The 26,779-nt window shown below is 70.2% G+C and carries 27 protein-coding genes; 18 read left to right on the top strand and 9 right to left on the bottom strand.

What is annotated here, in order from left to right; genetic code table 11:
* The 6 genes from U9977_RS11200 to U9977_RS11175 all read left to right on the top strand — a co-directional run.
* A partial coding sequence (locus tag U9977_RS11200) for a ferredoxin family protein (RefSeq protein ID WP_322749158.1) occupies window positions 1-223 on the top strand: 223 nt, incomplete at its 5' end.
* A 56-nt stretch (window positions 224-279) separates the two neighbouring features.
* A complete protein-coding gene (gene dapC / locus U9977_RS11195; protein WP_322749157.1) occupies window positions 280-1,674 on the top strand; it encodes a succinyldiaminopimelate transaminase in 1,395 nt (464 codons plus the stop codon).
* A 60-nt stretch (window positions 1,675-1,734) separates the two neighbouring features.
* Window positions 1,735-2,583: a 2,3,4,5-tetrahydropyridine-2,6-dicarboxylate N-succinyltransferase gene (locus tag U9977_RS11190; RefSeq protein WP_322749156.1), complete on the top strand. Its 849-nt coding sequence runs from the start codon at window positions 1,735-1,737 to the stop codon at window positions 2,581-2,583.
* Window positions 2,573-3,751 (top strand): succinyl-diaminopimelate desuccinylase, encoded by a 1,179-nt coding sequence (gene dapE / locus U9977_RS11185; RefSeq protein WP_322749155.1) that lies wholly within the window; start codon window positions 2,573-2,575, stop codon window positions 3,749-3,751. Before U9977_RS11190 ends, dapE begins: the two co-directional genes overlap by 11 nt.
* Before the next feature lie 127 nt (window positions 3,752-3,878).
* Complete coding sequence (locus tag U9977_RS11180) at window positions 3,879-4,817, top strand: TIGR00730 family Rossman fold protein (RefSeq protein ID WP_416210557.1); 939 nt, start codon at window positions 3,879-3,881, stop codon at window positions 4,815-4,817.
* On the top strand, window positions 4,814-5,404 hold the full coding sequence (locus U9977_RS11175) for a TIGR00730 family Rossman fold protein (protein ID WP_322749154.1): 591 nt from the start codon (window positions 4,814-4,816) through the stop codon (window positions 5,402-5,404). The genes U9977_RS11180 and U9977_RS11175 overlap by 4 nt, the downstream gene beginning before the upstream one ends.
* Before the next feature lie 32 nt (window positions 5,405-5,436).
* On the opposite strand, the gene folP is transcribed toward U9977_RS11175, so the two are convergent.
* Window positions 5,437-6,249, bottom strand: a complete 813-nt coding sequence (gene folP, locus U9977_RS11170; protein WP_322749162.1) for a dihydropteroate synthase — start codon at window positions 6,247-6,249, stop codon at window positions 5,437-5,439.
* A 237-nt stretch (window positions 6,250-6,486) separates the two neighbouring features.
* Here folP and U9977_RS11165 point away from each other — a divergent pair, with 237 nt between their 5' ends.
* The 3 genes from U9977_RS11165 to U9977_RS11155 all read left to right on the top strand — a co-directional run bounded on the left by U9977_RS11165 (window position 6,487) and on the right by U9977_RS11155 (window position 8,123).
* Window positions 6,487-6,963, top strand: a complete 477-nt coding sequence (locus tag U9977_RS11165; RefSeq protein WP_322749153.1) for a DivIVA domain-containing protein — start codon at window positions 6,487-6,489, stop codon at window positions 6,961-6,963.
* A 233-nt stretch (window positions 6,964-7,196) separates the two neighbouring features.
* A complete protein-coding gene (locus U9977_RS11160) occupies window positions 7,197-7,703 on the top strand; it encodes an SRPBCC family protein (protein WP_322749152.1) in 507 nt (168 codons plus the stop codon).
* Between the two features lie 252 nt (window positions 7,704-7,955).
* Window positions 7,956-8,123: a DUF3117 domain-containing protein gene (locus tag U9977_RS11155; protein WP_013872340.1), complete on the top strand. Its 168-nt coding sequence runs from the start codon at window positions 7,956-7,958 to the stop codon at window positions 8,121-8,123.
* A 516-nt stretch (window positions 8,124-8,639) separates the two neighbouring features.
* Here the strand turns inward: U9977_RS11155 and U9977_RS11150 are convergent.
* Complete coding sequence (locus U9977_RS11150; RefSeq protein ID WP_322749151.1) at window positions 8,640-9,302, bottom strand: O-methyltransferase; 663 nt, start codon at window positions 9,300-9,302, stop codon at window positions 8,640-8,642.
* Window positions 9,303-9,470: 168 nt separating this feature from the next.
* Between U9977_RS11150 and sigE the strand changes: the two genes are divergently transcribed.
* The 4 genes from sigE (at window position 9,471) to tatB (ending at window position 13,853) form a co-directional block, all read left to right on the top strand.
* Complete coding sequence (sigE, locus tag U9977_RS11145) at window positions 9,471-10,436, top strand: RNA polymerase sigma factor SigE (protein WP_416210556.1); 966 nt, start codon at window positions 9,471-9,473, stop codon at window positions 10,434-10,436.
* The gene (locus tag U9977_RS11140; protein WP_322749149.1) at window positions 10,433-11,371 is read left to right on the top strand and encodes a hypothetical protein; all 939 of its coding nucleotides are present in this window, start codon (window positions 10,433-10,435) and stop codon (window positions 11,369-11,371) included. Before sigE ends, U9977_RS11140 begins: the two co-directional genes overlap by 4 nt.
* 361 nt (window positions 11,372-11,732) lie before the next feature.
* Window positions 11,733-13,175, top strand: a complete 1,443-nt coding sequence (locus U9977_RS11135; protein WP_322749148.1) for a S1C family serine protease — start codon at window positions 11,733-11,735, stop codon at window positions 13,173-13,175.
* A gap of 108 nt (window positions 13,176-13,283) precedes the next feature.
* Window positions 13,284-13,853, top strand: a complete 570-nt coding sequence (gene tatB, locus U9977_RS11130) for a Sec-independent protein translocase protein TatB (RefSeq protein ID WP_322749147.1) — start codon at window positions 13,284-13,286, stop codon at window positions 13,851-13,853.
* Window positions 13,854-14,008: 155 nt separating this feature from the next.
* Here tatB and U9977_RS11125 read toward each other — a convergent pair whose 3' ends face one another.
* Complete coding sequence (locus U9977_RS11125) at window positions 14,009-15,151, bottom strand: Mrp/NBP35 family ATP-binding protein (protein ID WP_322749146.1); 1,143 nt, start codon at window positions 15,149-15,151, stop codon at window positions 14,009-14,011.
* A gap of 340 nt (window positions 15,152-15,491) precedes the next feature.
* Between U9977_RS11125 and U9977_RS11120 the strand changes: the two genes are divergently transcribed.
* Window positions 15,492-15,962, top strand: a complete 471-nt coding sequence (locus U9977_RS11120; RefSeq protein WP_322749161.1) for a MarR family winged helix-turn-helix transcriptional regulator — start codon at window positions 15,492-15,494, stop codon at window positions 15,960-15,962.
* On the opposite strand, the gene U9977_RS11115 is transcribed toward U9977_RS11120, so the two are convergent.
* Window positions 15,950-16,933: a PHP domain-containing protein gene (locus U9977_RS11115; protein WP_322749145.1), complete on the bottom strand. Its 984-nt coding sequence runs from the start codon at window positions 16,931-16,933 to the stop codon at window positions 15,950-15,952. The genes U9977_RS11120 and U9977_RS11115 overlap by 13 nt on opposite strands.
* A gap of 227 nt (window positions 16,934-17,160) precedes the next feature.
* On the opposite strand from U9977_RS11115, the gene U9977_RS11110 reads away from it, so the two are divergent.
* A complete protein-coding gene (locus U9977_RS11110; RefSeq protein ID WP_416210555.1) occupies window positions 17,161-18,822 on the top strand; it encodes an alkaline phosphatase D family protein in 1,662 nt (553 codons plus the stop codon).
* Between the two features lie 10 nt (window positions 18,823-18,832).
* Here the strand turns inward: U9977_RS11110 and U9977_RS11105 are convergent, their stop codons facing one another.
* Together U9977_RS11105 and U9977_RS11100 are read right to left on the bottom strand one after the other, a co-directional pair.
* Complete coding sequence (locus U9977_RS11105) at window positions 18,833-19,807, bottom strand: diacylglycerol kinase family protein (RefSeq protein WP_322749144.1); 975 nt, start codon at window positions 19,805-19,807, stop codon at window positions 18,833-18,835.
* Between the two features lie 70 nt (window positions 19,808-19,877).
* Window positions 19,878-20,498, bottom strand: coding sequence for a DUF6758 family protein (locus U9977_RS11100; RefSeq protein WP_322749143.1), 621 nt, complete (start codon window positions 20,496-20,498; stop codon window positions 19,878-19,880).
* Between the two features lie 237 nt (window positions 20,499-20,735).
* Between U9977_RS11100 and U9977_RS11095 the strand changes: the two genes are divergently transcribed.
* The gene (locus U9977_RS11095) at window positions 20,736-22,178 is read left to right on the top strand and encodes an aldehyde dehydrogenase family protein (RefSeq protein ID WP_322749142.1); all 1,443 of its coding nucleotides are present in this window, start codon (window positions 20,736-20,738) and stop codon (window positions 22,176-22,178) included.
* A gap of 40 nt (window positions 22,179-22,218) precedes the next feature.
* Here U9977_RS11095 and U9977_RS11090 read toward each other — a convergent pair whose 3' ends face one another.
* Window positions 22,219-22,644: a pyridoxamine 5'-phosphate oxidase family protein gene (locus U9977_RS11090; protein ID WP_322749159.1), complete on the bottom strand. Its 426-nt coding sequence runs from the start codon at window positions 22,642-22,644 to the stop codon at window positions 22,219-22,221.
* 136 nt (window positions 22,645-22,780) lie between these two features.
* Between U9977_RS11090 and U9977_RS11085 the strand changes: the two genes are divergently transcribed.
* A complete protein-coding gene (locus tag U9977_RS11085) occupies window positions 22,781-23,530 on the top strand; it encodes an enoyl-CoA hydratase-related protein (protein WP_322749141.1) in 750 nt (249 codons plus the stop codon).
* Between the two features lie 124 nt (window positions 23,531-23,654).
* Here the strand turns inward: U9977_RS11085 and fabG are convergent, their stop codons facing one another.
* Both fabG and U9977_RS11075 read right to left on the bottom strand, forming a co-directional pair.
* Window positions 23,655-24,386 (bottom strand): 3-oxoacyl-ACP reductase FabG, encoded by a 732-nt coding sequence (gene fabG, locus U9977_RS11080; RefSeq protein ID WP_416210558.1) that lies wholly within the window; start codon window positions 24,384-24,386, stop codon window positions 23,655-23,657.
* Between the two features lie 377 nt (window positions 24,387-24,763).
* On the bottom strand, window positions 24,764-26,254 hold the full coding sequence (locus U9977_RS11075) for an ATP-binding protein (protein WP_416210554.1): 1,491 nt from the start codon (window positions 26,252-26,254) through the stop codon (window positions 24,764-24,766).
* 39 nt (window positions 26,255-26,293) lie between these two features.
* On the opposite strand from U9977_RS11075, the gene U9977_RS11070 reads away from it, so the two are divergent.
* The gene (locus tag U9977_RS11070) at window positions 26,294-26,713 is read left to right on the top strand and encodes an NUDIX hydrolase (protein ID WP_322749138.1); all 420 of its coding nucleotides are present in this window, start codon (window positions 26,294-26,296) and stop codon (window positions 26,711-26,713) included.
* Window positions 26,714-26,779: the final 66 nt, after the last annotated feature.

Genomic DNA, 26,779 nt, shown 5'->3' with positions numbered 1-26,779 from the left:
CATCCAGCCTGACGAGTGCGTCGACTGCGGAGCGTGTGAGCCCGTCTGTCCGGTCGAAGCCATCTACTACGAGGACGACGTCCCGGATCAGTGGAAGGGCTTCACCGATACCAACGCCGTCTTCTTCGAGGAGCTCGGCTCGCCTGGCGGGGCGTCGAAGGTGGGCGCGCTCGAGTTCGACCCACCGAGCGTCGCCACGTTGGCGCCGCAGGGCGAGTCCTGACCGGGCCTACAGGGCCTGCCGGAGCGTTCCGGCAGGCCCGCCACTCCCGGGTACGGTTGCCTGACTTCCCCTGGGATGCCCTTGCGCCGTTCGCGCACAAGGCCCGCGCACACCCGTACGGCATCGTCGACCTGTCGGTCGGCACGCCGGTGGACCCGACCCCGCTCGCGATTCAGCACGCCCTTGCGGCGGCGGCGAACGCCCCTGGCTATCCGGCCACCGCCGGCACGCCTGAGTTGCGGGACGCGGCGGCGGGCTGGCTGGCGCGCCGGCTCGGGGTGATCGTCGAGTCGACCGCCGTTCTGCCGGTGATCGGGACCAAGGAACTGGTCGCGCAGCTTCCGAGCCAACTCGGGCTCGGGCCGGGCGACCGGATCTGGATACCGACACCGGCATACCCGACCTACCAGGTCGGTGCCCTGCTGGCTGGCTGCGAACCGGTGCTCGGCCCGGCTGACGGCGTGGCCCTGATCTGGCTGAACACCCCGGCCAACCCGTCGGGCCGGGTGTTGACCGTGGACGAGATGCGGGCGGTCGTGGGCTGGGCCCGAGATCGCGGCATCGTCGTCGCCAGTGACGAGTGCTACATCGAGCTGGGCTGGGAAGCCCGGCCCGTCTCGGTGCTGCATCCCGATGTCTGCGGCGGCTCCCACGAGGGGCTGCTCGCCGTTCACTCGTTGTCCAAGCGGTCGAACCTCGCCGGCTACCGCGCCGGCTTCGTCACCGGGGATCCAAGGCTTGTCGCCGGGTTGTTGGAAGTGCGGCGGCACTGCGGGTCGATGGTCCCGACGCCGGTTCAGGCGGCCATGACCGCGGCGCTGGCCGACGACATGCACGTTGCCGAGCAGCGGGCGCGCTACGCCAACCGGCGCGCGGTGCTCGCCGCGGCGTTGGCCGTCGCCGGATTCACGATCGAACACAGCGAGGCCGGGCTCTATCTGTGGGCGACCCGCGGGGAAGATGCGTGGGCGACGGTGGACGCCCTGTCAAGCGTGGGTGTGCTTGTCGCGCCCGGAGTGTTCTACGGCGAGGCTGGGCGTCATCACGTACGGATAGCGCTGACCGGGCCGGACGCCCAAGTGGCCACCGTTCCGGAGCGGATGGCGATGTTGCCACCACCGCAGCCGGTCAACCCGCCGTCCGCACCTCCACCTCCACCGCCGTCCGCTGGCTATCCAGGCGGCGGCTACCCCGGCGGCGGCTACCAGACCGGCGCGCATCCGGTCCCGCCGTTCCCGCAGGCCGGACCGCCGACCGGTGGCCAGCCCACGGCCGGGGGATGGCCGGACCCCGTCTACCCGCCGGGGAGCCGGTACCGGGGTGGGGCCCCGGAGCTCACCGTGGATCCGGGGACGGCCCCGGCCGCGGCGCCGGCGGTGTCATGGCCGGGCGATGACCACGATGCCCGCCCCGGATTTCGGGTAACCACGGAGCCGCCGGACATCCGATGATCCACCGCTTGCCGGAGCCGGTGGGGCACGAGAGGCGGTCGCCTCGTTAGGGTCGGGACCGTGAGTACCTCGGATGAGATCATCGATTCCGCGATAGACCCGGTCGTCGACCTGTTGTGGGACCGTCCCGACGCCACCGAGGCGCCGGACGGCCGCAGTGTCCACGATGTCGTGGTCGAGGCGATCAACCTGTTGGACGCGGGGAGGGCGCGGGTCGCGCATGTCACCGGCGGCGGCGGCGACGTCGTCGTGGACGAACGGGCGAAACGCGCCATCCTGCTTGCGTTCCGGGTACTGTCGATGGTCGAGTCCTGCGCTGGCGACTTCCGGTATCACGACCGGGTGCCGCTCAAGACGTCCTTCGACGGGGTCCGCGTCGTGCCGGGCGCGATCGTCCGCTGGGGCGCGCACATCGAACCCGGCGCGGTACTGATGCCGAGCTACACCAATATCGGCGGATACGTCGGTGCCGGCACGCTGGTTGACACCTGGGCGACGGTCGGTTCGTGTGCGCAGATCGGGCGTCGGGTGCACCTGTCCGGCGGGGTCGGCATCGGCGGGGTGCTGGAACCGCCGAACGCCAGGCCCGTGGTGGTCGAGGACGACGCGTTCATCGGCAGTCGCGCCGTGGTGGTGGAGGGCGCCCGGGTGCGCCGCGGGGCCAAGCTCGGCGCGGGCGCGATCCTGACCGCGTCCACGCACGTGTTCGACGCTGTCACCGGCGAGGAGTATCCCCGCGGGGAGATCCCGGCGCGGGCGGTGGCGGTGGGGTCGAGCCGGGTGAAGTCGTTTCCCGCCGGGGACTTCGCGATGCCGTGTGTCCTGGTGCTGCGGACGCTGGCCGAAGGCGAGATTCACGACAAGCTCGCGCTCAACGACGTCCTGCGGGAGCACGGCGTTGCCACCTGAGAGCTCGCCACTGGCGCACCAGGGACTACGGCCTCCGGGCGCACGGCTGGACCTCACCGTCCCGGCGGCGGAGCTGACCTGCGCCCTGGTCGACGTCCCGTCCGAGAGCGGATCCGAGGCCGCCCTGGCCGACCTGGTCGAAGGGGCGCTGGCGGACCTCGCCGGACTACGGGTGGACCGCGATGGCGACGCCGTCGTCGCCCGCACCGAGCTGGGGCGACCGACCCGGGTGCTGCTGGCCGGCCATCTCGACACCGTGCCGATCGCGGACAACGTACCGGCTCGGGCCGTGGACGGTCGGCTCTACGGCTGCGGAACGTCCGATATGAAGTCGGGGGTGGCCGTGATGCTGCGGCTGGCCGCCACCCTGCTTGGCGGCATGGCTGGCGGCATGGTTGACGGCGGCATGGCTGACGGCGGCATGGTTGACGGCCTTGCGCACGACGTCACCTGGGTTTTCTACGACAACGAGGAGGTCTGCGCCGACCGAAACGGGCTACGCCGGCTTGCCGCGCATCATCGCGACTGGCTGGACGCCGATCTCGCGGTCCTCCTGGAGCCGACATCGGGGGAGATCGAGGCGGGCTGTCAGGGCACCCTGCGGGTTGTGGCCACGCTGCGCGGACGCCGGGCGCACTCGGCGCGGGCCTGGCTCGGCGATAACGCGATCCATCGCGCCGCGCCGTTGCTGGAGCGCCTGGCCGCGTACCGACCGCGGGAGGTGACGATCGACGGCTGTACGTACCGCGAGGGCCTCAACGCCGTGCGGGTCGGCGGCGGCGTCGCCGGCAACGTCATCCCGGACGCCTGCGTGGTTACGATCAACTATCGGTTCGCTCCGGACCGTGATGTTCTCCAGGCGTTCGACCATGTCCGCGACGTCCTCGACGGCTTCGCTCTTGAGCTGACCGACAGTTCTGCCGGCGCGCCGCCCGGGCTCACCGCGCCGGCCGTGCGCGCGTTCGTGGCTGCCGTGGGGCGCGTGCCCGTGGCCAAGTACGGCTGGACGGACGTGGCCCGTTTCGCCGCGCTCGGCATCCCCGCGCTCAACTTCGGCCCCGGTGATCCCAACCTTGCCCACACCCGGGACGAGTACGTGGAGGCCGAACGGATCGGCGCGGCCGAGGACGTCCTGCGGCGCTACCTCACGGCGCAAGAGCCGGATTAGCCGGATCAGCACATGCCGGGATGGCCGCTGACCTGCCCGGGATGTTTCGGATAACGCTCGCCGAACTCCTCCGCGGGTTACCCGAATGTGATCTTGAATGTAACGCTGGAACGTTATGTTACGGCTCGTGAGTGCGCCCATCGACCCGGTCCAGCCAGACGTTCCTCCGGTCCCCGGCGCTGCCGGTCCCGATCCCGGACCCGATCCCGGACCCGATCCCGGTCCGCGCCGGGACCGGCCGGCCCGGTCCCGGCGCCCCCCGGAGAGGCAACGCGGGCCTATCACCGTCCGCCGGGGGCTGGTCGAGGCGTCAACGACCGACCAGCACCTGCTGGACACCCGCGGCCCGACCGACTGGGTCCACGCCGACCCGTGGCGGGTCCTGCGGATCCAGAGTGAGTTCGTCGAGGGGTTCGGGCTGCTCGCGGAGTTGCCCCGAGCGGTGACGGTCTTCGGCTCGGCCCGAGTTTCGGTGGACGACCCCGATTACGCCCTGGGCGAACGGCTCGGTGCCGCGCTCGTCCGGGCCGGCTATGCGGTGATCACTGGTGGTGGTCCGGGGGCGATGGAAGCTGTCAACCGGGGCGCGCAGGAAGCCGGTGGTCTGTCTGTCGGCCTCGGTATCGAGCTCCCGTTCGAACAACGCCTCAACGACTGGGTCGATCTCGGGGTGACCTTCCGGTACTTCTTCGTCCGCAAGACCATGTTCGTCAAGTACGCCGAGGCATTTGTGATCATGCCTGGCGGGCTCGGCACGCTGGATGAGCTGTTCGAGGCCCTCACGCTCGTCCAGACCCGTCGGGTGACCCGTTTCCCGGTGGTGCTCATCGGGTCGCGGTACTGGGGGGGTCTGCTGGACTGGTTGCGTACGACCGTCGCGGGCGCCGGGCGCATCCTGCCGTCAGATCTTGATCTTGTGACTCTCACCGATGACGTGGACGAGGCCGTCCGCATCATCGTCGACAGTCACCGTGCGGGTGCGGGTGCGGGTGCGGGTGGCGGTGCTGGTGGCGGTGGCAGCCAGTCGGGACCGGATGCCGGTTGGCCGGCCGGCGAGCCCGCGTGAACATCTGCGTCTACTGCTCGTCGTCCGAGGCGATCGATCCCTCCTACGTCGAGCTCGCCGCCGACGTCGGCGCTGCGCTCGCCCGCCGCGGCCACGGTCTTGTCTCGGGCGCCGGCTCGATCTCGTGCATGGGCGCGGTCGCCCGCGCAGCCCGTGCCGGTGGCGCCTACACCGTGGGTGTGATCCCGCGGGCGCTGGCGGCGCTTGAGATCACCGACGACGAAGCGGACGAACTGATCGTCACCGAGACGATGCGGGAGCGCAAGGCACTCCTGGAGATTCGTTCGGACGCGTTCCTGGCGCTGCCCGGCGGCCTGGGCACCATTGAGGAGCTCCTGGAGGTCTGGGTCGCGCGTTCCCTCGGGATGCACGCCAAGCCGGTCGTCGTCCTCGACCCCTCGGGCCTGTTCACCCACCTGCGGGCACAGGTGGCGGAGCTGGTCGGGCGGGGTTTCGTCCGGCCGGCGGCCCGGGACGCGCTGGGCTGGGCGGACACGGTCGCGGCCGCGTTGGACATGCTGGAGGCCGGGGTACGGCGGCCGGGCGGTCTCGGTCCGAGCGCCGCCGAACAGCTTGAGGGCGAATAACCGGTTGGCCCGGGTCGCCCGCCGGGGCCGGGTCAGACGAGGCCCCGGCGTCCGACGGCGAGGTCCCGGGTCCCGCGGATGGCCGCCACCATGTCCAGCACCTTGCGGGTCGCTGCGACCTGATGCGCCCGGAAGATCCTGGCACCGAGCCAGGCGCTGATCGCGGTTGCGGCGAGGGTCCCCTCAAGACGCTCGGTGACCGGCGCGTCGAGGGCCTCGCCGATGAAGTCCTTGTTCGACAGCGCGACGAGCACCGGCCATCCGGTGGCGGCGAGTTCGGGCAGCCGGCGCGTCGCCGTCAGGGAATGCCGGCTGTTCTTGCCGAAGTCGTGGCCGGGATCGACGATGACGCCGTCCGGTCGTACTCCCAGCGCCACCGCGCGCTTCGCGAGCCCGGTCGTGGTGGCGATGATGTCGGCGACCACGTCGTCGTAGGCGATCCGGTGTGGGCGGGTGCGGGGCGGCAGGTGCCCGGCGTGGGTGCAGACCAGGCCCAAGCCGTGCTCGGCGGCAACCTCGGCCAGGTGCGGGTCGGTGCCGCCCCAGGCATCGTTGAGCAGGTCTGCGCCTTCACCGGCCACGACTGTGCCGACCTCGGCCCGCCAGGTGTCCACGCTGATCGCGATGGCGGGGTGCCTGGACCGGACCAGCGCGACGAATCCACCGATGCGCCGCAGCTCCTCGTCCGTATCGACGTCATTGCCCGGCGCCGCCTTCACCCCGCCGATGTCGATGATCTGGGCGCCGTCGGCGACGGCACGATCCACAGCGGCCAGTGCCTCCGTCTCGCCGTAGGTCGCGCCCCGGTCGAAGAACGAGTCGGGCGTCCGGTTGATGATCGCCATGATGACCAGGTCGGACGGACCGAACGTCGAGGCGCCGAGCCGGAGGTCAGCGGCGGCAACCGTATCCGCGGTGTGGGCTGGGCCCGCGGTCTGCTCCGTGCCCACGGTCTGCTCCATGCCTGCCGGATCGGCGGCGTGGGGCGTGTCGGCGTCCGTACTCATCGAAAGGGAGTTTAGAGCGCCCGGAGCCTCGCACCGGGCGAAACTACAGCCGCGATCACGCCGGCGGGGTGGCAGGTGCGGCGCAACCTTTCGGCCCGTGCCACGATCGTGAGTGTGTTGCTCGCTGTCGAGATAATCGTTGTCGCCGCCATCGTCTTCGCCGTCGCAGCCCTCTCGGTCGGAAGGTTCGACCGGTTGTCGCCGGCGCCGCCGGATGCGGCTGACAACGGTCTGCCATCACCGACCGTGTCTGCGACTGATGTCAACGGTGTCCGGTTTGACATGGCGTTTCGCGGGTACCGGATGGCCGAGGTGGACGCGGTACTCGCACGGCTCGCGGACGAGCTCGCCTGGCGGGACGCTGAACTGGCGCGGCGGGACGAGGAGATGGTCAGGCTTGCCACCTTCGCCCATTTCGATCATCAGTCGCCGGGTCACCAGTCGCCGGGCCGACGGAGTGCGGATCGCGACGACTGGTCCGGCCACGCCGACGCCGTCAGCCAGACCACGCTGCCGGCCCCGACAGCCCTACCGGTCCCCCCACCGGAGTAACCGGCAGCCGGGACAGGGCTTTCGGAAGATGCCGGACGCTCGTTGGGAACGATGTGAATCTGGTGTTGTGGCAGCAGCATCAGATTCACATCGTTAAGAGCGCCCGGCAATAGGGGCGTGCATCGCGAAGCGATGGCCGGGTAGCGATGGGGCGAGGTGCGTGCGCCGGACCCGCGACGCCGCGTACCCGTCGCGGGTCGCTCCAAGCCGGCGGACCACTATAGGGGATCTTCATGTTGAGCGTCAGCCTGTCCCGGAAGCACCACCGCCCGCCAGCTCCCGCGGTGAACCGGCGCAAGCCCGGCACGCTTGTCGCGGCTGTCGAGGTGGACGCCGGACCGGACGCCGTGTTCGCGGCACTGACCGACTGGGAGCGTCAGGGGGAGTGGCTGCTGGCGACGACGGTGGTCCGTTGCCGTCAGGGTGGGATCGGGGTCGGCGGCTGCATCGTCGCCCGCACGGGGATCGGCCCGTTGGCGATCGTCGACACGATGGAGATCGTCGAGTGGGAGCCGCCGTACCGCTGCCTGGTCCGCCATACCGGCCGGGTGGTGCGTGGGAGCGGAGCCTTCGTGGTTGTGCCCCTGCCCGCCGGGCGGTCGAGGCTCGTCTGGTCCGAGGAGCTGGACCTGCCGCTGGGCTGGTTCGGTCGCGCTGTGTTCGAGCTGCTGCGGCCGCTGCTCGCGGGTGTGTGGCGGGTCTCGTTGCACCGCTTCGCCCGGAACGTGACGTCCAGCTGACGTCCAGCTGACGTCCAGCTGACGTCGCCTGGACGGCTGGCACGCGCCGCCGCCGGACCGCCGTGACATCCCGATCATGGTCCTTGGCCTGAATTGTTTCCGTGTTGGCTGTTCGGAGGCTTATCTGGCGGTTCACGATCCCGTCTGGCTGTGTCTGTTGTGGCGCTGCGGGGTGACGTGTTTCGGTTCCCGGCCTGTTCTCCGGGATAATCGCCGGTGGTAGCAGGTCCGACGGCAGGAAGAGGTGCACCGATGGCGGCCATGAAGCCGCGGACGGGTGACGGTCCGCTCGAGGTCACCAAGGAGGGGCGCAGCATCATCATGCGCGTTCCGCTCGAAGGGGGTGGCCGTCTCGTGGTGGAACTGTTGCCTGACGAGGCGAAGGACCTTGGGGACGCGCTGAAGTCGGCTGCCGGCTAGGGCGTGTTCGACGTTCCGGTGGATACCGAGTGGGCCGCCCTCCGCCCTCCGCCCACCGACCGTGAGGCTGTGGGCCGGTACGCCGCCGGAGGTCGGTGTGCCGGCACGGGTTCTGCTCACGTCGTCTACTGCTGGGGCGGAACCACCGTCCGAGGCGCTCAACACCGACGCCGAGGGCCGTCTGGTGCCCGCTGAGGGGCTTGCCTACGCGGCCACCGTCGCGCCGGCCGGCCTGTTCTCCTGTTCCGACGACACAGCGGGTCCCAGAGGCCTTCTGCGCGTGGCCCAGGCCGCCGGTGAAGGACTTGGCGGCAGCCCTCTAGGCGCGGGGAGTAACGGCCGCACTGGAGCCCGTTGTGGCGGACCTGGCCGACATCGGCGGGGGCGCGGCACCAGCTGGGGTGTTCGCTCGCCGCCGGCGTGGCTACCCGGCTCCCCGGCTACCCGGTCGAAAGGTATGCGATCATGATTCTGTTCGTCCGCTCCGAGGCCGACGACCCCGGAGTAGACGAGCGCTCATCCGACCGGTGACGACTTCGCGACAACCGCGACGATCAGGCCGTCACCGGCGGTCAGGAGCATCGGCGTCAGCCGGATGTCGTCCCGCACGGCGGTCGCGAGCTCCCGGGCCGCGACGGCCTCGGGATCGCGAGCTGCCAGGTCCGCGACCCGCCCACCGGCGAGCATGCCGGCGAACACCACGATCCCGCCCGGCCGCAGAAGGCGGAGGGCCTGGTTGAGGTAATCGGTGGCCTCACGTCTGTCCGCATCGCAGAAGACCAGGTCATAAGCACCGTCGGTGAGGCGGGGCAGGACGTCGAGGGCCCGGCCCGTTATCAGCCGGCTGCGGTTGGATGCCATTCCCGCGTCGGCATACGTGCGGCGCGCGAGCCGGAGATGTTCGGCCTCGACGTCAATGGTGGTGAGCGTTCCGTCCGGCCGCATACCGCGCAGGAGCCAGGTACCGGACACTCCCGTACCTGTTCCGATTTCGACGACGGTGCGGGCGGCGACACAGGCGGCGAGAAAACGAAGGATGGACCCGGCGCCCGGGCTGACGGGCACGATCCCGACCTCCTCGGCGCGTGCCCGGGCAGCTCTCAGCGGAGGGTCTTCCAACAGGAAGCCCTCGGTGTATTCGGAGGCCGGATCGACGGCTCCGGTGGCTGTGTCGGGCATGACATAGGCAGCCTACGGGAACGCCCGCTGTGCATGGTGCGTTCGTCTGGTCAGCGCACCTCGTGTCGGGATGGATCGAGGGGAGATCAGCCGGTGTCCGCTGCGGGTTTTGCCGCGCCATGGCCGGCGCGTCGGGTACGTTCGTCGCGAACCGAGCGAGAGGCGACCGTGACCGGACAGGACGCGCGTCTGGCGACGTTCGCGCCCGGGCGGTCGGTTTCGCCACGTCCGGTGTCGGACGGCGACGCCGTACGTGACGAAACCGTCGCGGTCGACGTCGCCGGGACGGACCTGACCACGTGGGTACCACCCACGTGGGAAGAGGTCGTGCGAGATCACGGTAATCGGGTGTATCGGCTCGCTTACCGGCTTACGGGGAACGCACACGATGCCGAGGACCTCACCCAGGATGTCTTCGTGCGGGTGTTCCGGTCGCTGGCCGATTACACGCCCGGCACCTTTGAGGGCTGGCTGCACCGGATCACCACAAACCTCTTCCTGGACCGGATGCGCCGCCAGCAGAAGATTCGGTTCGACGCGCTGCCGGACGACCCGGAACGCCTTGCCGGCCGCGAAGCGAGTCCCGAGGCTGTATATGCGGAGTCGCATCTCGATGCCGACATCGAAGGTGCGCTGGCAGCGCTCCCGCCCGATTTCCGGGCTGCGGTCGTGCTGTGCGACATCGAGCAGTTGTCCTATGAGGAGATCGCGCAGACTCTCGGCGTGAAACTCGGGACCGTCCGTAGTCGGATCTCCCGGGGCCGGGCCATGTTGCGCCAAACACTCGCCGATCGTGCGCCGCGTGCGTCGGTGCCGGCAGACGGGCCGGCCGTGTTCCCAGCATCGGGCACTGCGACGGACGACGCCCTTCCAGCCGACGCCGTCCCAGCCGGTGGGGCCGTCCCAGCCGACCGGGCCGTCCCAGCCGGTGGGGCCGTCCTGATCGAGGCGTCGACGCCGAAGCCGGTGGTCGGGCCGGTCGCGCCCGCGGCAGGCGCGCTCGCCCCGGTCGAGGACGGTACGACGCCGTCACGCCGATCGCACCGGATCACTCGGCGGACGCCGCCGACAGGCCTGCCGGCGGCGGCGAATGCTGGTGGTGGCACGTCGTCCGCACCGGAGGGGCAGGCGTGACCGGACATCTCGGCAAGCAGATCGCTCCGCTGGTTGACGGGCAGCTGGACCACGACGGTCGGGACCGTGCCCTGGCGCACGTCGCGTGCTGTTCGTCCTGTCAGTGGGAGGTCGCCGAGCTGCGCCACCTCAAGGCCCGGCTGGCGGGGCTCGGCGATCCGACCCTGCCGGGGGGAGTGGCGGATCGGCTGCTGCGAATGGCAGCTCCCGCCACCTGCAGCCCGGCCCGGACACGCCCGGTGTCCCTGGCCATCCGCGGGGTCATCCGGACGGCCGGGCGTGATCTTTTCATCGGCGTCATCGGCGTCATCAGTTCGGTGGACCAGCCGGTCGTCCCGAGCCCTGCGCGGAGCGCCGATCCGCCGCAGTCGGCAATGCCGACCGGGGCGACGGCCGGGCGGGTGGCGTCGTCAACCAGGCCGGTTGATCTCGTCGGTGCTACCGGCCCGACGGGGCGCCGCCGGCCGGGCTCGAAGAGGCGCCTTGATTCGAGTCGGCCGGACGCCGCGCGGCACGCAGGCACCGCGTCCGGTGGTCGCCGGCCGGCGACCAGGTCGGCCAGCGGCTGGCGGGGACGCCAGAGCCGGACCAGACGTACCCTGGTCAGCTCCGTGGCGGTGATGCTTTTCGCTGTCGCGGGCGCTGCGCTCGGAGAGATACGTGCGCCTGGCACTGTTGCGCAACCGCCGCATCCCGTCGCGGTCCCGGCGGCTCAGCCCAACGTCATCTCCAGGACGGGTATCGCCGGGATGAGCATCGCCGGGATGAGCATCGCCAGGACGGGCATCGCCGGGACGGCCGTCCCCGGGACCAATCTGTCCGGTACCAATGCCGCCGGAATCAGCGCCGCTGAGGTCGATGTCGCTGAAGCCGGGGCTGGCCACCTGCCGTCGGTGATGGCCGCGGTGTTGCTGCCCGATGGCTCGCGGCGCTAGGAGGCCGCTGAACAACGTCTGTCCGGCTCGCGTCCGCCCACATCCCGCCTGGCGTCGTTGTCGTCGGCCCGGATAGAACACCGCTATCCGGGCCTCCTCCGCCTCGCCAGCCGGGCGCGGACGGTCCGCGCGCGGATCGAACGCCGTTATTCAGCGGCATCCTAGGGCGTCCCGGTCGGGTTACCGCCGGCTGCCGCCGGGAGGTCGTACGGTAATAGCTGCGTGATCGCAGTAGGGGTTGGCTGAGCGGCCCGACGTTTCCCCGATACGAGCATAAGAGCGCCCGGCGATGTTGGCGGATGTTTCGTGCCTGTGGGTACATCCGCGTGTTCCCTGCTACTGGTGGCGGAGGCGGATGGCCGTGAGCGGTGACGGCGAGGACGGCATCGCACCGCGGGGTGAACCGGCGGATGACAGAGGTTCGGGTGACCCGCCGACAAACCCATGGTGGGCCCGCCCGGCTCCGGCACCCGGTGCCTGGGGGTCGGCGGCGAACCTGCCGGCCGATCTTTTTGTGCCCGTTGCACATCATGGCGGGCAGCCCACCGTCGACGGCGCCGCTGACGCAGCTGTTGCTGACGCAGCCGTTGATGAATCGCGTGCCCCCGGGTGGGGAGCGCCCGACCAGGTCGCACCCCGACCGGGTCGGCTGGTTCTCGTGGCGGCGATGCTGCTCGCCGGCCTGGTCGGCGGTGGCGCCGGCGGTGTGATCGGTGGTGTGATCGGCGCTCACTCCGCGCGGACCGACGAGCCACTCGTACCGACCGCGGCCGGGTCGCCATCCGGGTCGCCATCCGGGTCGCCACCCGGGTCGTCGCCCGTGGCGGGCGTCGACGCTGCGGCCCCGGTCGAACGGGCCGCGCCGGTCTCCGTCATTGCCGCACGTGCCCTGCCGTCGGTTGTCACGATCAATGTGACCAGTCCGATCCTGTCCGCCACCGGCTCCGGTGTGATCATCAGATCGGACGGCTACATCCTGACGAACAACCACGTCATCGCAGGCGTTGCCGCCGGGGCGCGCGTGTCGGTGACCTTGTACAAGGAGCTGCGGCAGATCTCGGCTGAGATCATCGGGCGTGATCCCAAGACGGACCTTGCCGTAATCCGGATTCAGACTGCGAACCCGCTACCAGCCGCGACGTTGGGACGTTCCGGCTCGCTCGTGGTGGGTGCACCTCTGGTGGCCATCGGTGCACCGTTGGGCCTGTCCGGAACAGTGACCACAGGTATTGTCAGCGCGCTCGACCGTAACCCGACGGTGCCGGTGGAGTCCGGCGGGGAGTCGGTCCTCATCGGTGCGATCCAGACCGACGCGGCCATCAATCCCGGCAACTCGGGCGGTGCGCTGGTGGACGGACGCGGTCAGGTTGTCGGCATCAACACCGCGATCGCGGCTGTGCCCGGGTCCCGCGCCGACCGCGGCGCGTCCGGGAACATCGGAGTCGGTTTCGCCATCCCGATCGACTACGCGAGGTCAGTGGCTGGTGAGATCATCAGTACCGGTCGTGCCACGCATCCCGATGTCGGCGTGTCCACTGGGACGATCACGCCGGATGATGCGGCGGCGGTCGGAACGTCGTCCGGCGCACTGATCCGCGCGGTGGAGTCGGGCGGGCCCGCGGACGCGGTCGGCCTGCGTCCGGGCGACATTATCATCAAGGTCGACGGGACGGTCATCGGGAATACCAATGACCTGATTGCGGCAACCCGCGGCCATCGGATCGGTGACCGGATCATGCTTAGTTTCGAGCGTGATCACACTGTCCATGATGTCGCGCTGACCCTTCAGGAGCAGCGCGGTTAGGAACGCCGGGCAACCGGGTAACCGGGCAACCGGGTCGGTGGGCCCGAGCGGACGGGCAACCGGGTCGGAGGTGTTCCGTTGATCGCAATGGCGAGGTAGTCTGGGGCCGTGTTCAACGGTGTGGGCTGGGGCGAGGTCGCTGTCCTTCTACTGATCGGCCTATTCGTGTTCGGCCCGGAACGGTTGCCGAACGCGGCCCGTGACGCCGGTCGGATGCTGCGTCAGTTCCGGCAGATGGCTGCCGGCATGCGCGAGGAGCTGCGCTCCGAGCTCGGTCCAGAGATTGCCGATCTCGACCTGAGCACCCTGCATCCCACGACGTTCGTGCGCAAGCATCTGTTCGAGGACGAAGACCCGTTGCTTCCGTCGTACCTTTCCAAGCGGACGTCGCTCGACAAGATGCTCTTCGATGACGACCCGGAGACGCCGTCCGGGCTCACCGAGCAGGTTCGGCCCCGGCTCTCCTACGACGATGCGCCGGCTGTGGCCAAGGCGCCGTCGTTGACGAAATCCCCTGCCCTGACAAAATCCCCCATTTTGACCAAGGCCACTTCGACCCCGGCCAAGGCTGCCCCGACAGACCGGGGTCAAGCGGCTGCCGCGGCGCCCGCAGCGAGGGGGGCGGTCAGCGCCGAGATGCTGTCGGCGGCGACGCCCTTCGACACCGACGCGACCTGATACCCGTCTGATACCCGCGCCACTTCTGTTCGAGCGATCCGTGGCCCGTGCCCAGATCGGATGTGGCCCGGGCCGGGCCGGAGTAGCGCAGTAGCCTCAGCCGGTCCCGCACCCGGTCAAGCCCCGGTCAGCCCGGTCAGCCCGACCGGGTGTCGTCAGCCTCGGCGGGTCGGGGTGAGGCCGAGGGACCGGCCAGCCAACCCGCGTGAGCGGGATGACAGCCGTTCGGCCACTCCCCGCAGGATTTTCGAGGCTTCGCAGTCTGGATCCGCGGTCACCAGCGGGACGCCCGAGTCGCCGCCTTCGCGCAGCCGGACATCAATGGGTATCTGCGCCAACAGCGGGACGTCGTGTCCGAGCACGCGGGTCAGCCGCTCGGCCACGGCCGCGCCGCCACCTGAGCCGAAGACGTCCACACGTCCGTCGCAGTGCGGGCAGGGCAGCCAGGCCATGTTCTCCACGACGCCGACGACGTTCTGTCGAGTCTGGACGGCGACTGTGCCGGCCCGCTCGGCAACCTCGGTGGCGGCAAGCTGAGGGGTGGTCACGATGAGAAGCTCGGATGACGGCACAAGTTGCGCCAACGAGATCGCGATGTCGCCGGTGCCCGGTGGCAGGTCGAGCAGCAGGATGTCGAGGTCCCCCCAGAACACATCCGAGAGGAACTGTTCCAGTGCCCGGTGGAGCATCGGCCCTCGCCATGTGACCGGCTGGTTGCCACGAGTGAACATGCCGGTGGAGATGACCTTCACGCCATGTGCTTGTGGAGGCATGATCATTTTTTCGACCTGGGTGGGCAGGCGGTCGACTCCGAGCATCCGGGGGATCGAGTGCCCGTAGATGTCGGCATCCAGCACACCGACCGCGAGGCCGGACCGGGCCATCGAGGCGGCCAGGTTGACGGTCACCGACGACTTGCCGACGCCGCCCTTTCCGCTGGCTACGCCGTACACCCTGGTCAGTGAGCCGGGCTGCGCGAACGGGATCGCCCGGGTTCCCGTCCCGCCGCGCAGCTTCGTGTGCAGGGCGGCGCGCTGCTCGGCGCTCATGACCTCGAGGCGGACCTGCACGGCCTGCACACCCGGTACTGCGGTGACAGCGCGCTGGACTCGACTGGTGATCTCGTCGCGCATCGGGCAGCCGGAGACGGTCAGTAGCACTACGATGTCCACGGTGTCATCGGTGATGCGGACCGAGTCGACCATGTCCAGTTCGGTGATGGGACGCCCGATCTCAGGGTCGAGCACCGTTGCGAGAGCTGCCTGGATCGCGTCCGCGCTAGGCCGGGAAGCAGACAAGAGAAAACCTCGACCAGTCGGTGTGGTGCGTGGGGCTCGCGCCGTCACGCCTGCATCCCCACCATAGCCGCCAGCCCGGCTCGAACGCGTCCGGCGAAGCCGGAACCTGATCCCCCCCGGCAAGGCCCGGCGGTTGACCCACGGCCGCCCGGCGGCGCACCGTCGCGATTTGGCAACCTGCCCGTCAACCCACGGTCGCCCAGCAGTTCTCGACTGGGGCTGTCTTCATCGGAATGTCGATCGTCTGACATCATCAGCGAGCTCGCTCGCGGACCGCAACGGGCGACGTAATCTGATCCACGTGACGGTCGACGAGCAGACAGCGGAGCAGGAATCGCTGATGGACCCGCGATCACTGTGGGCATGGCGTCAGTTCCTGCGGGCTCACTCGTATGTCATCCGGCAGCTGGAAACCGACCTCGAAGCCGAACACCACCTGCCGCTGGCGTCCTTTGATGTGCTGGTCCAGCTGGCCGAGGCGCCGGACGGCGCCCTGCGCATGAACGAGCTGGCGGAGGCGGTCCTGCTGTCCCGCAGCGGCTTGACCCGCCTGGTCGACCGGCTGGAACGTGACGGTCTGGTCGCGCGACGGTCGTGTCCGTCCGACGCCCGGGGAACGCTTGCGACGCTGACCCCCGAAGGCCGCAAGCGGCTGCGGGCGGCCTCCCGGACCCATCTCGCCGGGGTGTCGAAGCATGTCACCAGTCACTTCAGTCCGGACGAACTTGACGTGCTCGCCAACCTGCTGGGCCGGCTCGATCCCCACGTGTCCACGTCGCCGCCCGGCGGTGGCTGCGGTCAGGGCGTCTGAGGGCTCCAGGGCGTCTGCGGGCTCCAGGGCGCCTGCGGGTGCCAGGCCGGTGCCGGCAGGCCCGCCGCTGCCCGTGGTGGCTGGTGCCGTAGCGGCTCAGCTGGTCCGGTCAGCGGTTGGGCACCGTACGCCTCGGCGATGAGCGTCTCGTACGCGTGCCCGCTCGTCGTCTCCGCGCCGAGGCGCTGGGGTTTGCTCGGGCCGTGGAAGTCGCTCGCGCCGGTGACGATCAGTCCCAGGTCGGTGGCGAGCCGGCGAAGCCTGGCGCGCGCCTGCTGCGGGTGGTCGGGATGGTCCACCTCGAGGCCGCGAAGACCCGCCCGTGCCATGGCCGCGATCACATCCGGGCCGATGGTCGGACCGCGCGTGCTCGCGTACGGATGGGCCAACACGCTGACACCGCCCGCGTCGCGAACCAGCCGGATCGCCTCCAGGGCGTCAGGCTCGTCCTTGCCCACCCAGTAGCGACCGCCGGCGCCGATCCAGGCGGGTGTGAACGCGGCCTGCAGGGAGCTCACGAGGCCGGCGTCGACCAGCGCCTCGGCCACATGCGGGCGTCCGATCACACCGTCAGCCTGGGCGGCCACCTGTTCCCAGCGCACGGGGTGGCCATCGGCGGCCAGCTTCTCCACCATCCGGCGGGCGCGGGTGACCCTGTCCTCGCGTAGCCGGGCCCGGACGGCCGCGAACACCGGTTCGGTCGCGTCGAACAGGTAGGCGAGCAGGTGCAGGCTCACCCAGCGGCCGTGCTCGACCCGGATTCCGCACGAGATCTCCGCACCTGGGAGCAGGGTGAGCCCGGTCGGCAGGATGCCGGCGGCCTCGGCCAGACCCGAGGTGGTGTCGTGGTCGGTCAGCGCGACGACGGTCAGGCCGGCAGCGGTCGCCAGGCGGACGACCTCGGTGGGGCTGCACAGTCCGTCCGACGCCGTCGAATGCGCATGAAGATCGATCAGTCCCGCCGTCGTCACCGGATACACGTCCGGAGTTGCTCTCTGTGGTTGAAGTCTTCGCGCACAGCACACCCCGCCTACTCCGCCGACCCGGTCGTGGCGTCGGACCCGTTTCTGGCCGGGCACCCGCTGTCGGCCACCGTTGTTGACCACGATAGCCGCGGGCCGCCGTCCTGCGTTTCTCCACACTTGTGGCTGCGACGGCCTTTCCGACGTGGGTGCCGGCCGGCTAACGTCCCGGTGTTGTGAGCAATCCTGGTGGATGTGCCCGGACACGGGCTGCGACCCGACGTGGCTTTCTCGCGGGCGGTGCCGTGTTGCTGGCCGCGGCGGGCTGCTCCGATGGCGGGTCCCCCGGCCCTGGTGCCACCCCGCGCCCGACTCTGGCGCCCGCGACGCCGGTTCCCGGTGTTGGTGACGGCGTGTTCGCCCTCGGGGTCGCCAGCGGCGACCCGCTGCCGGACGGGGTGATCCTCTGGACCCGGCTGGTGGCGCAGCCCGCCGGCGGCGTGGCCCTGCCTGACCGCGACATCCCGGTTGACTGGCAGGTTGCCACCGATGACCGGTTCACCGACGTCGTGGCGGTGGGGACGCGCAGCGCCGTCCCGGGGTTGGCGCACTCCGTGCACGTCGACGTCCGCGGTCTGCAGCCGGCCCGGGTGTACTTCTACCGGTTCCGCGCCGGCACCGTGCTCAGCCCGGTCGGCCGGACCCGCACCGCACCGGCCGCCGGCGCCGCCGCGTCGGCGCTGAGCTTCGCGCTGGCCAGCTGTCAGGACTATCAGAACGGCTACTGGCCGGCGTACGCTGCGATCGCAGCCGATGATCTCGACCTCGTCGTCCACGTCGGCGACTACATCTACGAGTACGACCCGAAGAGCAGGTTCCCCGACCGCCGCCACACCACCCCGGCCACGCCCGGTCTCGACCAGCTGCGGACTCTCGACGACTACCGGGCGCGTTACGCCCAGTACAAGGCCGACCCGCAGCTGCAGGCCGCGCACGCGGCTGCGGCGTGGGTGGTCACCTGGGACGATCACGAAACCGAGAACAACTATGCCGGGCTGACCGACGAGTCGGCCGACACCGGTGCCAAGCATCAGGACCCGGCGACCTTCGCCCAGCAGCGGGCCGCGGCCTACCAGGCCTACTACGAGCACATGCCGATCCGTGTCAGCTACTCGCCCGGATCGCCGGACCTGCGCCTCTACCGCCGGTTCGCCTTCGGTGACCTGCTCACCCTCACCGTGATGGACACCCGCCAGTACCGGACGCCGCAGCCGGGACGCATCCCGAACGACATCGGCCCGGCCACCCTGGGAGCGAGCAACACGACCGGGACCATGGCCGGTGCCGAGCAGGAGAAGTGGCTGATCGACGGCTTGAGCGCGTCGCGTACCCGGTGGAACGTGATCGCTCAGCAGACGATGCTGGCCCAGCTGCACGCCCAGCTCACCCCGGGCAGCGGTGACGTGCTCGCGAACCTCGACCAGAACGACGGCTATGTGCCCTACCGGACCCGACTGCTGGCAGCCGTACGGGACACCCGGGTGACCAATCCGGTGGTGCTGGCCGGCGACATCCACAGCGCCTGGGTGAACGACCTACGGGTCGACTTCGACCGGCCCGACACCCCGGTCGTGGGCACCGAGTTCGTCTCGACCTCCATCAGCTCGGGATTCTTCCTGCCCAGCGAGGAGTTCGTCCGGGCGAACAACCGGCTGCACAACCCGCACGTGCGGTACTTCCGCGGTGACCGGCGCGGGTACACCCGCATCCGGGTGTCACCAGCGCGGTGCACGGCCGACATGCGGATCGCCGAGACCATCGACCGCCGGGACGCGCCGGTCAGCACGGATGCCACCTGGGTGGTCGAAGCCGGGCGGCCCGGCGCCCAGCCCGCGTGAGGGCACGTCGCTATCCGGGGGAGGCGAGCAGGCGCAGCACACCGGGGCGCACGACGATCTCGACCGGGAGGTCCGCGATCGGGTCACCGTCGGCGTAGAGCTGGAACGGACGGTCGGCGTCGATGCGGATCCGGCTGGCCTGCGCCACCTCGACGTGCGGGGAGTCCACATGCCGGCCGGAGAACACCTTCGGGAAGGTCGAGAGAAACGTGATCTTTCCGCACCGCGACAGCAGCACGATGTCGAGCAGGCCGTCGTCGGGCTTTGCCGCGGGCGCGAGGCACATCCCGCCGCCGTAGTAGGCCGAGTTCGCCGCCGCCACCGTCCAGCCGATCATTTCGCGCGGCGCGCCGCCGTCGATCTCCACGGTGAACCGGACGGGTTTCCACGTGGCGGCCGCGCGCAGCGCCCCATAGGTGTAAACGTTCTGGCCGCGCACGAACCGGGCACGATTGGCGATCACCTGGACGTCCGAGTCGAAGCCGACACTGGCGATGCCGAGGTAGGCCCGGCCGTTGGCCTCGGCCAGGTCGATCCGCCGTTCGGTGCCGCTGGCCAGCGCGGTGGCGGCGATCACCGGTTGCCGGGCGGCGCCCATCCCGCGCAGGAAGTCGTTGCCGCGCCCGCCGGGCAGCACGGCCAGTAGCCCGCCGCGGTGCGCCACGGTCTCGGCGACCCGGCCGGCAAGACCGTCCCCGCCGAGCGCGACCGCGACCCGACCGTCGGCGACAGCCTCCTCGGCCAGCTCTGAGGCATGATCGATGTTTCTGGTCAGTTCGACCCGCACGTCGCCGGCCCAGCGTTTCAGGGCTGCACAGACGTCCGGCAGGGCGCGAGCGCCACGGCCACCGCCGGCGTGCGGGTTCACGATGAGCAGTAGCCGTCGACGGTCCACCTCGGCTGCGGGCGGAACGGTTGCCAGCGGCTCTGTCCCGGCTGCCGGTGTCACGGCTGCCGGTGCCGGTGTCGTGGCTTGCGACGTCATGGCTGTCGGCCCTTCTCACGTCCGCGGCGGTGGCGGGAGCCGAGCTTACGAGACCCTCCAGCCACGCCGCTCACAGATGGGTGCTCTGCGCGCCGAACGGCAGGCACGAGGCAATCATCTGGGCATTACGCAGGTCCCGGACGACGAGGTGTTCCAGCAGCAGTGTCGCCGCATCCGCCGGCCAGAGCACCACCCACAGCCACACGCCGCAGGCCTCACCCACAAACGCGGCCCGGTTGGGTGGGCACACGACCGGCCACAGCGCGGTCGGATGCCCGGCGGCCTCGATCTTCTCCTCGGGTCTGCCACCGATGCGCTCGGGATCTGTACCGGGCAGTCCGGCCAGCCGGGCCCCGAGACCGATCCCTGGAGCCTCAGCGACGATGACGAGCTCTGCCGGCCCGCCGAGAGGGGACGGGCCACCCGCGGCGAACGCCGTCGCCAGCGGGCCGGTGCGGTCGTCGCCGGCCCACGAGACTCCGCTGGCGAACCAGTGCACCGGCATCGGCCAGGGGACCCAGACCGGCGCCGTGGCCGTGCGCGCGAGAAAAAGCAGCACCTGCTCCCGGGATGACTCCGCGACCCGGTAGGGGGCGACATCCCCGTGTTCGTCGCAGCGCCACTGGTTGCTCCACAAATCGGGTGGACGCACCGTTCGCAGGCATCGGGGACACGCAAGCGGGCTCGTCACCGGGTGACTCCCCGGCGATGCGCACCACTCCCTGACAGTTTCACCGGTTCGATGACTTCCCTTTGCTCACGTTCATCAAACCTGTTCCGGGTAAACCGCACGAACAGTAGCAAGGCGGGTATCGGAGAGTTTTCTCCCGGCACCTGCCGGCCCATCCTGCCGGCTGCCATTCGGGAGTGTCGCGCGTGGCGTCACCCGTGTCCGGGTGTTGTGCACGAAGGTGGAGGAGTGGCATCCATGAGCACGGTCGAGCCGTTCTGGGTCGCGGGTCGGCCGGTAACGGGTTCAGCGACTTTCCCGGTGCGGCACCCCTGGGACGATCGCCTGATCGCCATGGTCGCGCAGCCGGACCCGGCGCAGGTGGACGCGGCGGTGGCGGCGGCCGCAGCGGCCGCGGACGCCATGGCGGCCATGCCGGCCCACGGCCGGGCCACCGCGCTCGCCCACGTCGCGGGCCGCATCGCCGAACGCGGCGAGGAGCTTGCCGCCCTCATCACCGCCGAGAGCGGCAAACCGCTGACCTGGGCCCGGGTTGAGGTCGCCCGGGCGATCTCGACGTTCCGATGGGGCGCGGAGGAAGCCCGGCGTTGGTCGGGAGCGCTGCAGCGGCTCGACACCGACCCGGCGGGGGCGGGGCGCGTCGCGGTGGCCAGGCGTTTTCCCCGCGGCCCGGTGTTGGCGATCACGCCGTTCAACTTCCCGTTGAACCTGGTCGCGCACAAGGTCGCACCCGCGTTGGCGGTCGGCGCGCCCATCATCATCAAGCCCGCGCCGAAGACGCCGCTGTCCTGCCTGCTGCTCGCTGAACTGCTCGCCGAGACCGACCTGCCCGACGGCGCGTGGTCGGTGCTCACCGTGCCGAACGAGGCCATGGCCGAGCTGGTTGCGGACCCGCGGCTACCGGTCGTGTCCTTCACCGGTTCGGCCCCGGTGGGCTGGTCGATCAGGGATGCGGTGCCGCGCAAGCACGTCGTCCTCGAACTCGGTGGCAACGCGGCGGTGCTGGTGGCCGCGGACTGGTCCGCCGCGGCGGACCTGCGCTGGGCGGCGGGCCGGATCGCGACGTTCTCGAACTACCAGGCAGGCCAGTCCTGCATCGCCGTGCAGCGGGTCTACGCGCAGCGCGACCTGTACGAGGAACTGCTGGCCGAGGTGACGGCCGCGGTCTCCCGCCTGTGCACCGGCGACCCGGCCGACGAGGCGACCGAGGTGGGGCCGCTGATCGACCTGGCCGCGGCCGAACGGGTCGAGCTGTGGATCAGCGAGGCGGTGGCGGCGGGCGCGACGGTGGTGCTCGGCGGCAAGCGGGACGGCACGACGATGGCGCCGACCGTGCTGCGTGGCGTTCCCCCCGACGCCCGCCTGGCCCGGGAGGAGGTGTTCGGGCCGGTGCTCGTGATCGAACCGGTCGACAGCCTGGACGAAGGCCTGGCCCGGATCAACGACAGCCCGTACGGCCTGCAGGCGGGGGTCTTCACCCGGGACGTACAGGTGGCGTTCCGGGCGCACCGGGAGCTGGCGGTCGGCGGTGTGATCATCGGGGATGTTCCCGCCTACCGGGCCGACCAGATGCCCTACGGCGGCGTCAAGGGGTCGGGGATGGGCCGGGAGGGTGTGCGGGCGGCCATGGAGGACCTCACCGTCGAGCGGGTCATGGTCCTGACCGGCGTCGATCTGTAGCCGTAGCCGTAGCCGTAGCCGGTGTCGGTGTCGGTGTCGGTCAGAACTGCATCTTGCGGAAGTCCCAGCTGGTGATCTTGGATGGGGTGATCCGGAGCCAGCCGTGCCGCCCATCGTGGATCATCTCGTCGCGGCCGGTGTACTTGCCGGCGAACAGCCGCTCTGGCCCGGCCAGCTCCGGGTCGGGCGCGCCCTTGCACGGGATGTCCCCGACCGGCTCGGCCATTCCCTTGATCTCGACTCCCCGTAGTTCCTGGTACTGCTCGCCCGCGTCCACGACGACGGCCACCCGCGGATCGCGGACGATGTCGATCCAGCGCTGGCTGCGGACGATGGAGTTCAGCCACAGCGACGTGCCGTCCCAGACGAACCACAGCGCGGCCACATGCGGACCATCGCTGCTGAGGGTCGCGACCCGGCAGGTTCGTTCCGCCGCCAGGAAGTCGTCGACCTCGGTCGGGGCCATCGCGATGGCCCGTCCGCGACGCTGTTCCCGAGTCGCCACGCCGGCACACTCCTTTTCTTGTCCGCTTTTCTGCTAGCTTCGCTAACCAACCATCAACAGGGTGATCTGGTTCATCGTGGCGCAAGGGGGTGGCTGGGTGCCAGTGGATACCGAGCGTCGCGGACGGATCCTCATCGTCACGATGCGCCGCGAGGCCAAGCGCAACGCCATCGACCGCGAGATGGCCTTCGGCATCGACGCGGCCCTCAACGAGCTCGACGACGATCCCGACCTCTGGGCCGGGGTGATCACCGGAACGAGTGCGGTGTTCTCCGCCGGCACCGACCTCGTCGACGGCCGGGACGCCGTCACCGAACGAGGCGGTGAATACGGGATCATCCGCCGGCGCCGGACCACACCGCTGATCGCCGCGGTCGAGGGCTGGGCATTGGGGGGCGGTTTCGAGATCGCGCTGGCCTGCGACCTGATCGTCGCGGCACGCACGGCCCAGTTCGGGCTGCCTGAGGTCATCCGCGGGCTGGTCGCCTCCAGCGGCGCGCTGTTTCGGGCACCGCGTGCGCTGCCGCTGCACGTCGCCAAGGAATTGCTGCTCACCGGGCGGCCGCTCGATCCGGAGCGGGCGTATGCGCTCGGGCTCGTCAACATGGTGACCGAACCGGGCGAGGCGCTCACCGAAGCCGTGCGCCTGGCGACGACCATCTGCGCCAACGGGCCAGTCGCCGTTCGGGCGAGCCTCGCCGCGGTCAACCGGCTGGTCGCGGCCGACGATGACGAGGGCTGGCAGGCGACAGCCGACGCGGTCGCCACGATCGTCGCCTCCGAGGACAGTCAGGAGGGCATCCGCGCCTTCCTGGACAAACGTTCGCCAGAGTGGACGGGCCGGTAGGCGGCTCTCAGAGCATTCCGGCACCGATCGTTGCCGCACCGATCGTTGCCGCACCGGGATCCCGGCGCGGTCGTCAACGTGCACGACACGCGCCGGGCCGCCAGCTGGTCGGGTGTGGGGATGGTCAGATGTGGCGCCCGCCGCCGACTTCCAGCACCGTCCCGGTCATGTAGCTTGACAGTTCGCTGGCCAGGAAGAGCGCGGCGCCGGCCACCTCGGCGGGTTCGCCCGCCCGGCCCATCGGGATCTCGGCCACCTTCGAGTCCCAGACGTCGCGCGGCATCGCCTCGGTCATGGCGGTCCGGATCAGGCCGGGCTGGATGGCGTTGACCCGGACCCCGCCGCGGGCCAGCTCCTTTGCGGCGGCCTTGGTGAGCCCGACCATGCCGGCCTTGGCCGCGCTGTAGTTGGTCTGGCCGAAGTTGCCGACCTTCCCGGAGATCGACGACATGTTGATGATCGAGCCGGCGCCCTGTGCCTTCATGGCCAGGCCGGCCGCCTTGGTGCCGAGCCACGCCCCGAAGAGGTGGATGTCGATCACGAGCCGGAAGTCGTCGACGGACATGTTCTTCATGCTGGCGTCGCGGGTGACGCCAGCGTTGTTGACCATGATGTCGATTCGGCCGTATTCCTGCTGGCAGGCATCGACGAGCGCCTGGACGTCGTCCTCCTTGGTGACGTCCGTGCGTACGGCGATCGCGGCCCCGAGCTCCTTCGCCGCTTCGGTGGCCTTTTCGATGTTGATGTCGGCCAGCACCACCCTGGCGCCGTTGGCGACGAAGAGCTGGGCGATGGCGAGCCCCAGGCCCTGCGCGCCACCGGTGATGACAGCAGCCTTGTCATCGAGTAGTCCCACGGGTGCTCCCTTCCCCACGCGTGCATGCGCGCCGGCGGCGCGCACCTCGTCGGCTCGGCCGCAGAACAGGCGAGTCCGTGTCACGAGTCCTTGTCACGAGTCCGTGTCAGCAGTAATACCGCGTCCGCCCCTCCGCGGGCGCGTGATCGCGGCCTGCACGGATGACCGACGCCGATCATCTGGCGGTTCAGCGGCGCTCTGTGTCCGGAAAGCGTGGGCGTGGGCACGGGCGGTAGGTGGTTTCGGTCGTGGGGGCAACCATTTTTACCTACGGTCTGGTGTGTGTCCGGCTAGGCCGTCGGTGGTTTCGGCCGTGGGGGTAGCCGTTTCTACCTACGGCGGTTGGCTCCGGACGCCCCTCGGTTGGCTCCGGACGTCTACCGCCAGGCGGCGAGGACGTCGCCCGGTCCCCAGACGAGATCCACCCTGGTGAGGTCCATACCCGGGTTGGTGCCGGAGAGGGACACGACGGCGAATCCCGTGCCGCCGAGCGTGAAGCCGGGCACTGCGACCGCGCTCCGCATGAGTTCCGCGAGGTCGTGGTCGTCGAACGGGGTTCCCAACCACTTGACCGATCCGACGACGTACAGGCGCTGCGCCACGGGTGACCGGTCGGCTCCGACCAGGTCCACCTCCGGGTCGAACTGGCGGTTCCACCAACCGCCAACTGTTTCAACATCGGGCCAGGGGGACGCGCCGGACGCCGACGCGAGTTCCAGCGATTCGCGGACCAGCGGCTCGACCGCCCTGCCCCGCCACGCCGGCCAGCGACGTTGCACGAGCCGGAAGGCCGACTCGGGTCGTCCGCGGCGTGCCTGTTCCTGAGCGCGCCGTAGCGCGGCGAGGTAAAAGCGCAGGTTGCTGTCTGCGATCCGGTAGAGCGCAGGCTTACCGGGGCGGGTCGACAGCGGTTCGTCGACGGCGAGTACCCGCTTCTCCCCGACCAGTCGGCGTAGCAGCGGCGACAGCGATCCCGACGGCAGAGCACCCTCCCGGTTGCCGGCGGATGCGGCGATGTTGGCCTGGGTGCGGTCTCCGCTGCCGATCGCCTCGAGGACGCGTCGTGCCTGATCGGGTGCGGGAAACTCGGCCAGCAGCGTCGATTCCGGCACGCTGAACAGGGGCGAGGCCGGATCGGCGCATTCCTGTTCGACAAAGAGCAGCGGCGGAGTTCCGGGTGGCCAGTTCCGCAGGATGCCTGGCAGTCCGCCGGAGACGAGATGAGCGTCGATCGCGTCGGCCGGGCCCAGCCCGAGGGCGTGTCCGGTCTCCGCCGGGTTGAGGGGGCCGAGGATGAGGTTGTCGGCTCGTCCGAAGAACGGACGGTCGTAGGCGGTGAGCCGTTCCATCATGTGAATGTCGCTGCCGAGCAGCAGCAGGAGGACGGGGCGCCCGGCGAGTAGTCGGTCCCAGGCCGTCTGCAGCGCGCCGTCGAACAGACCGTCCTGCTCGGCGAGCCAGGGAAGTTCGTCGAGGACGACGACGGCCGGGGAATCCGGTAGGACCGCGGCGAGGACACGGAAGGCGTCCGGCCACCTTCCCGCAGATTCTGCCGGTACGAGGTCACGATCGATCGGCAGGGACGAGTCCCTGAGGTCCAGGAAGAAGGCGGCCACCGATTCGACGGGCGAGGCACCCTTGGTCGCGGTGAAGAAGAGGTAGGGGACACCGGCCTGATCGCAGAACTCCTGCACAAGGCGTGACTTTCCCACCTGGCGGCGGCCGCGGATGGCGACCGCGCTCCCGCGACGGGATGCTACGACCTGGTCCAGACGCTTGCGCAGGAGGCCAAGTTCGGTTGCTCTTCCAACGAAACCTCGCGACACGGGGGCATCCCATCTATGTAGATGGCATCTACATAGAGGCATGCTACCGGCGATCAGTGGAGGATCTGGTTGGCTGGGCAGGTGTCGCGACGGGTTCCGTGTGTCGGGGCGATCATCATGGATGCGGCTGGCGCGCTGCTGCTCGTTCAGCGGGCGCGGGATCCCGGCCGTGGCCTGTGGTCACTGCCGGGCGGGCGGGTCGAGGCGGGGGAGAGCGACACCGCCGCGCTCGTCCGGGAGATCCGCGAGGAGACCGGCCTGGAGGTGACGGTCGGGCCGCTGGTCGGGCGGGTGACGCGCCCGGGGCCGGGCGGTCCGGGGTCCGGCGGGGTGGTCTACGACATCGCCGACTACGTCAGCCACGTCATCGGCGGGGAGCTACAGGCCGGGGATGACGCGGCGGACGTGCGTTGGTGCGCCGACCTGGGCGCGATGGCGCTCACCGAAGGTCTGCTCGACGCACTCGTCGCCTGGGGTATCGTCGCGGCCCCAGGCGGCTGATCGGGCGGGAGTTAGGTCAACAAGCGCGGATCAACAAGCGCGGGTCGGGCGGCCTCAGCTACCGCT

It is taken from the genome of Protofrankia sp. Cas8 (assembly GCF_963555845.1).
Taxonomy (GTDB): domain Bacteria; phylum Actinomycetota; class Actinomycetes; order Frankiales; family Frankiaceae; genus Protofrankia.
Note: the sequence above shows the minus strand (reverse complement) of the source record. Positions and strands in the feature narration are given on the sequence as shown.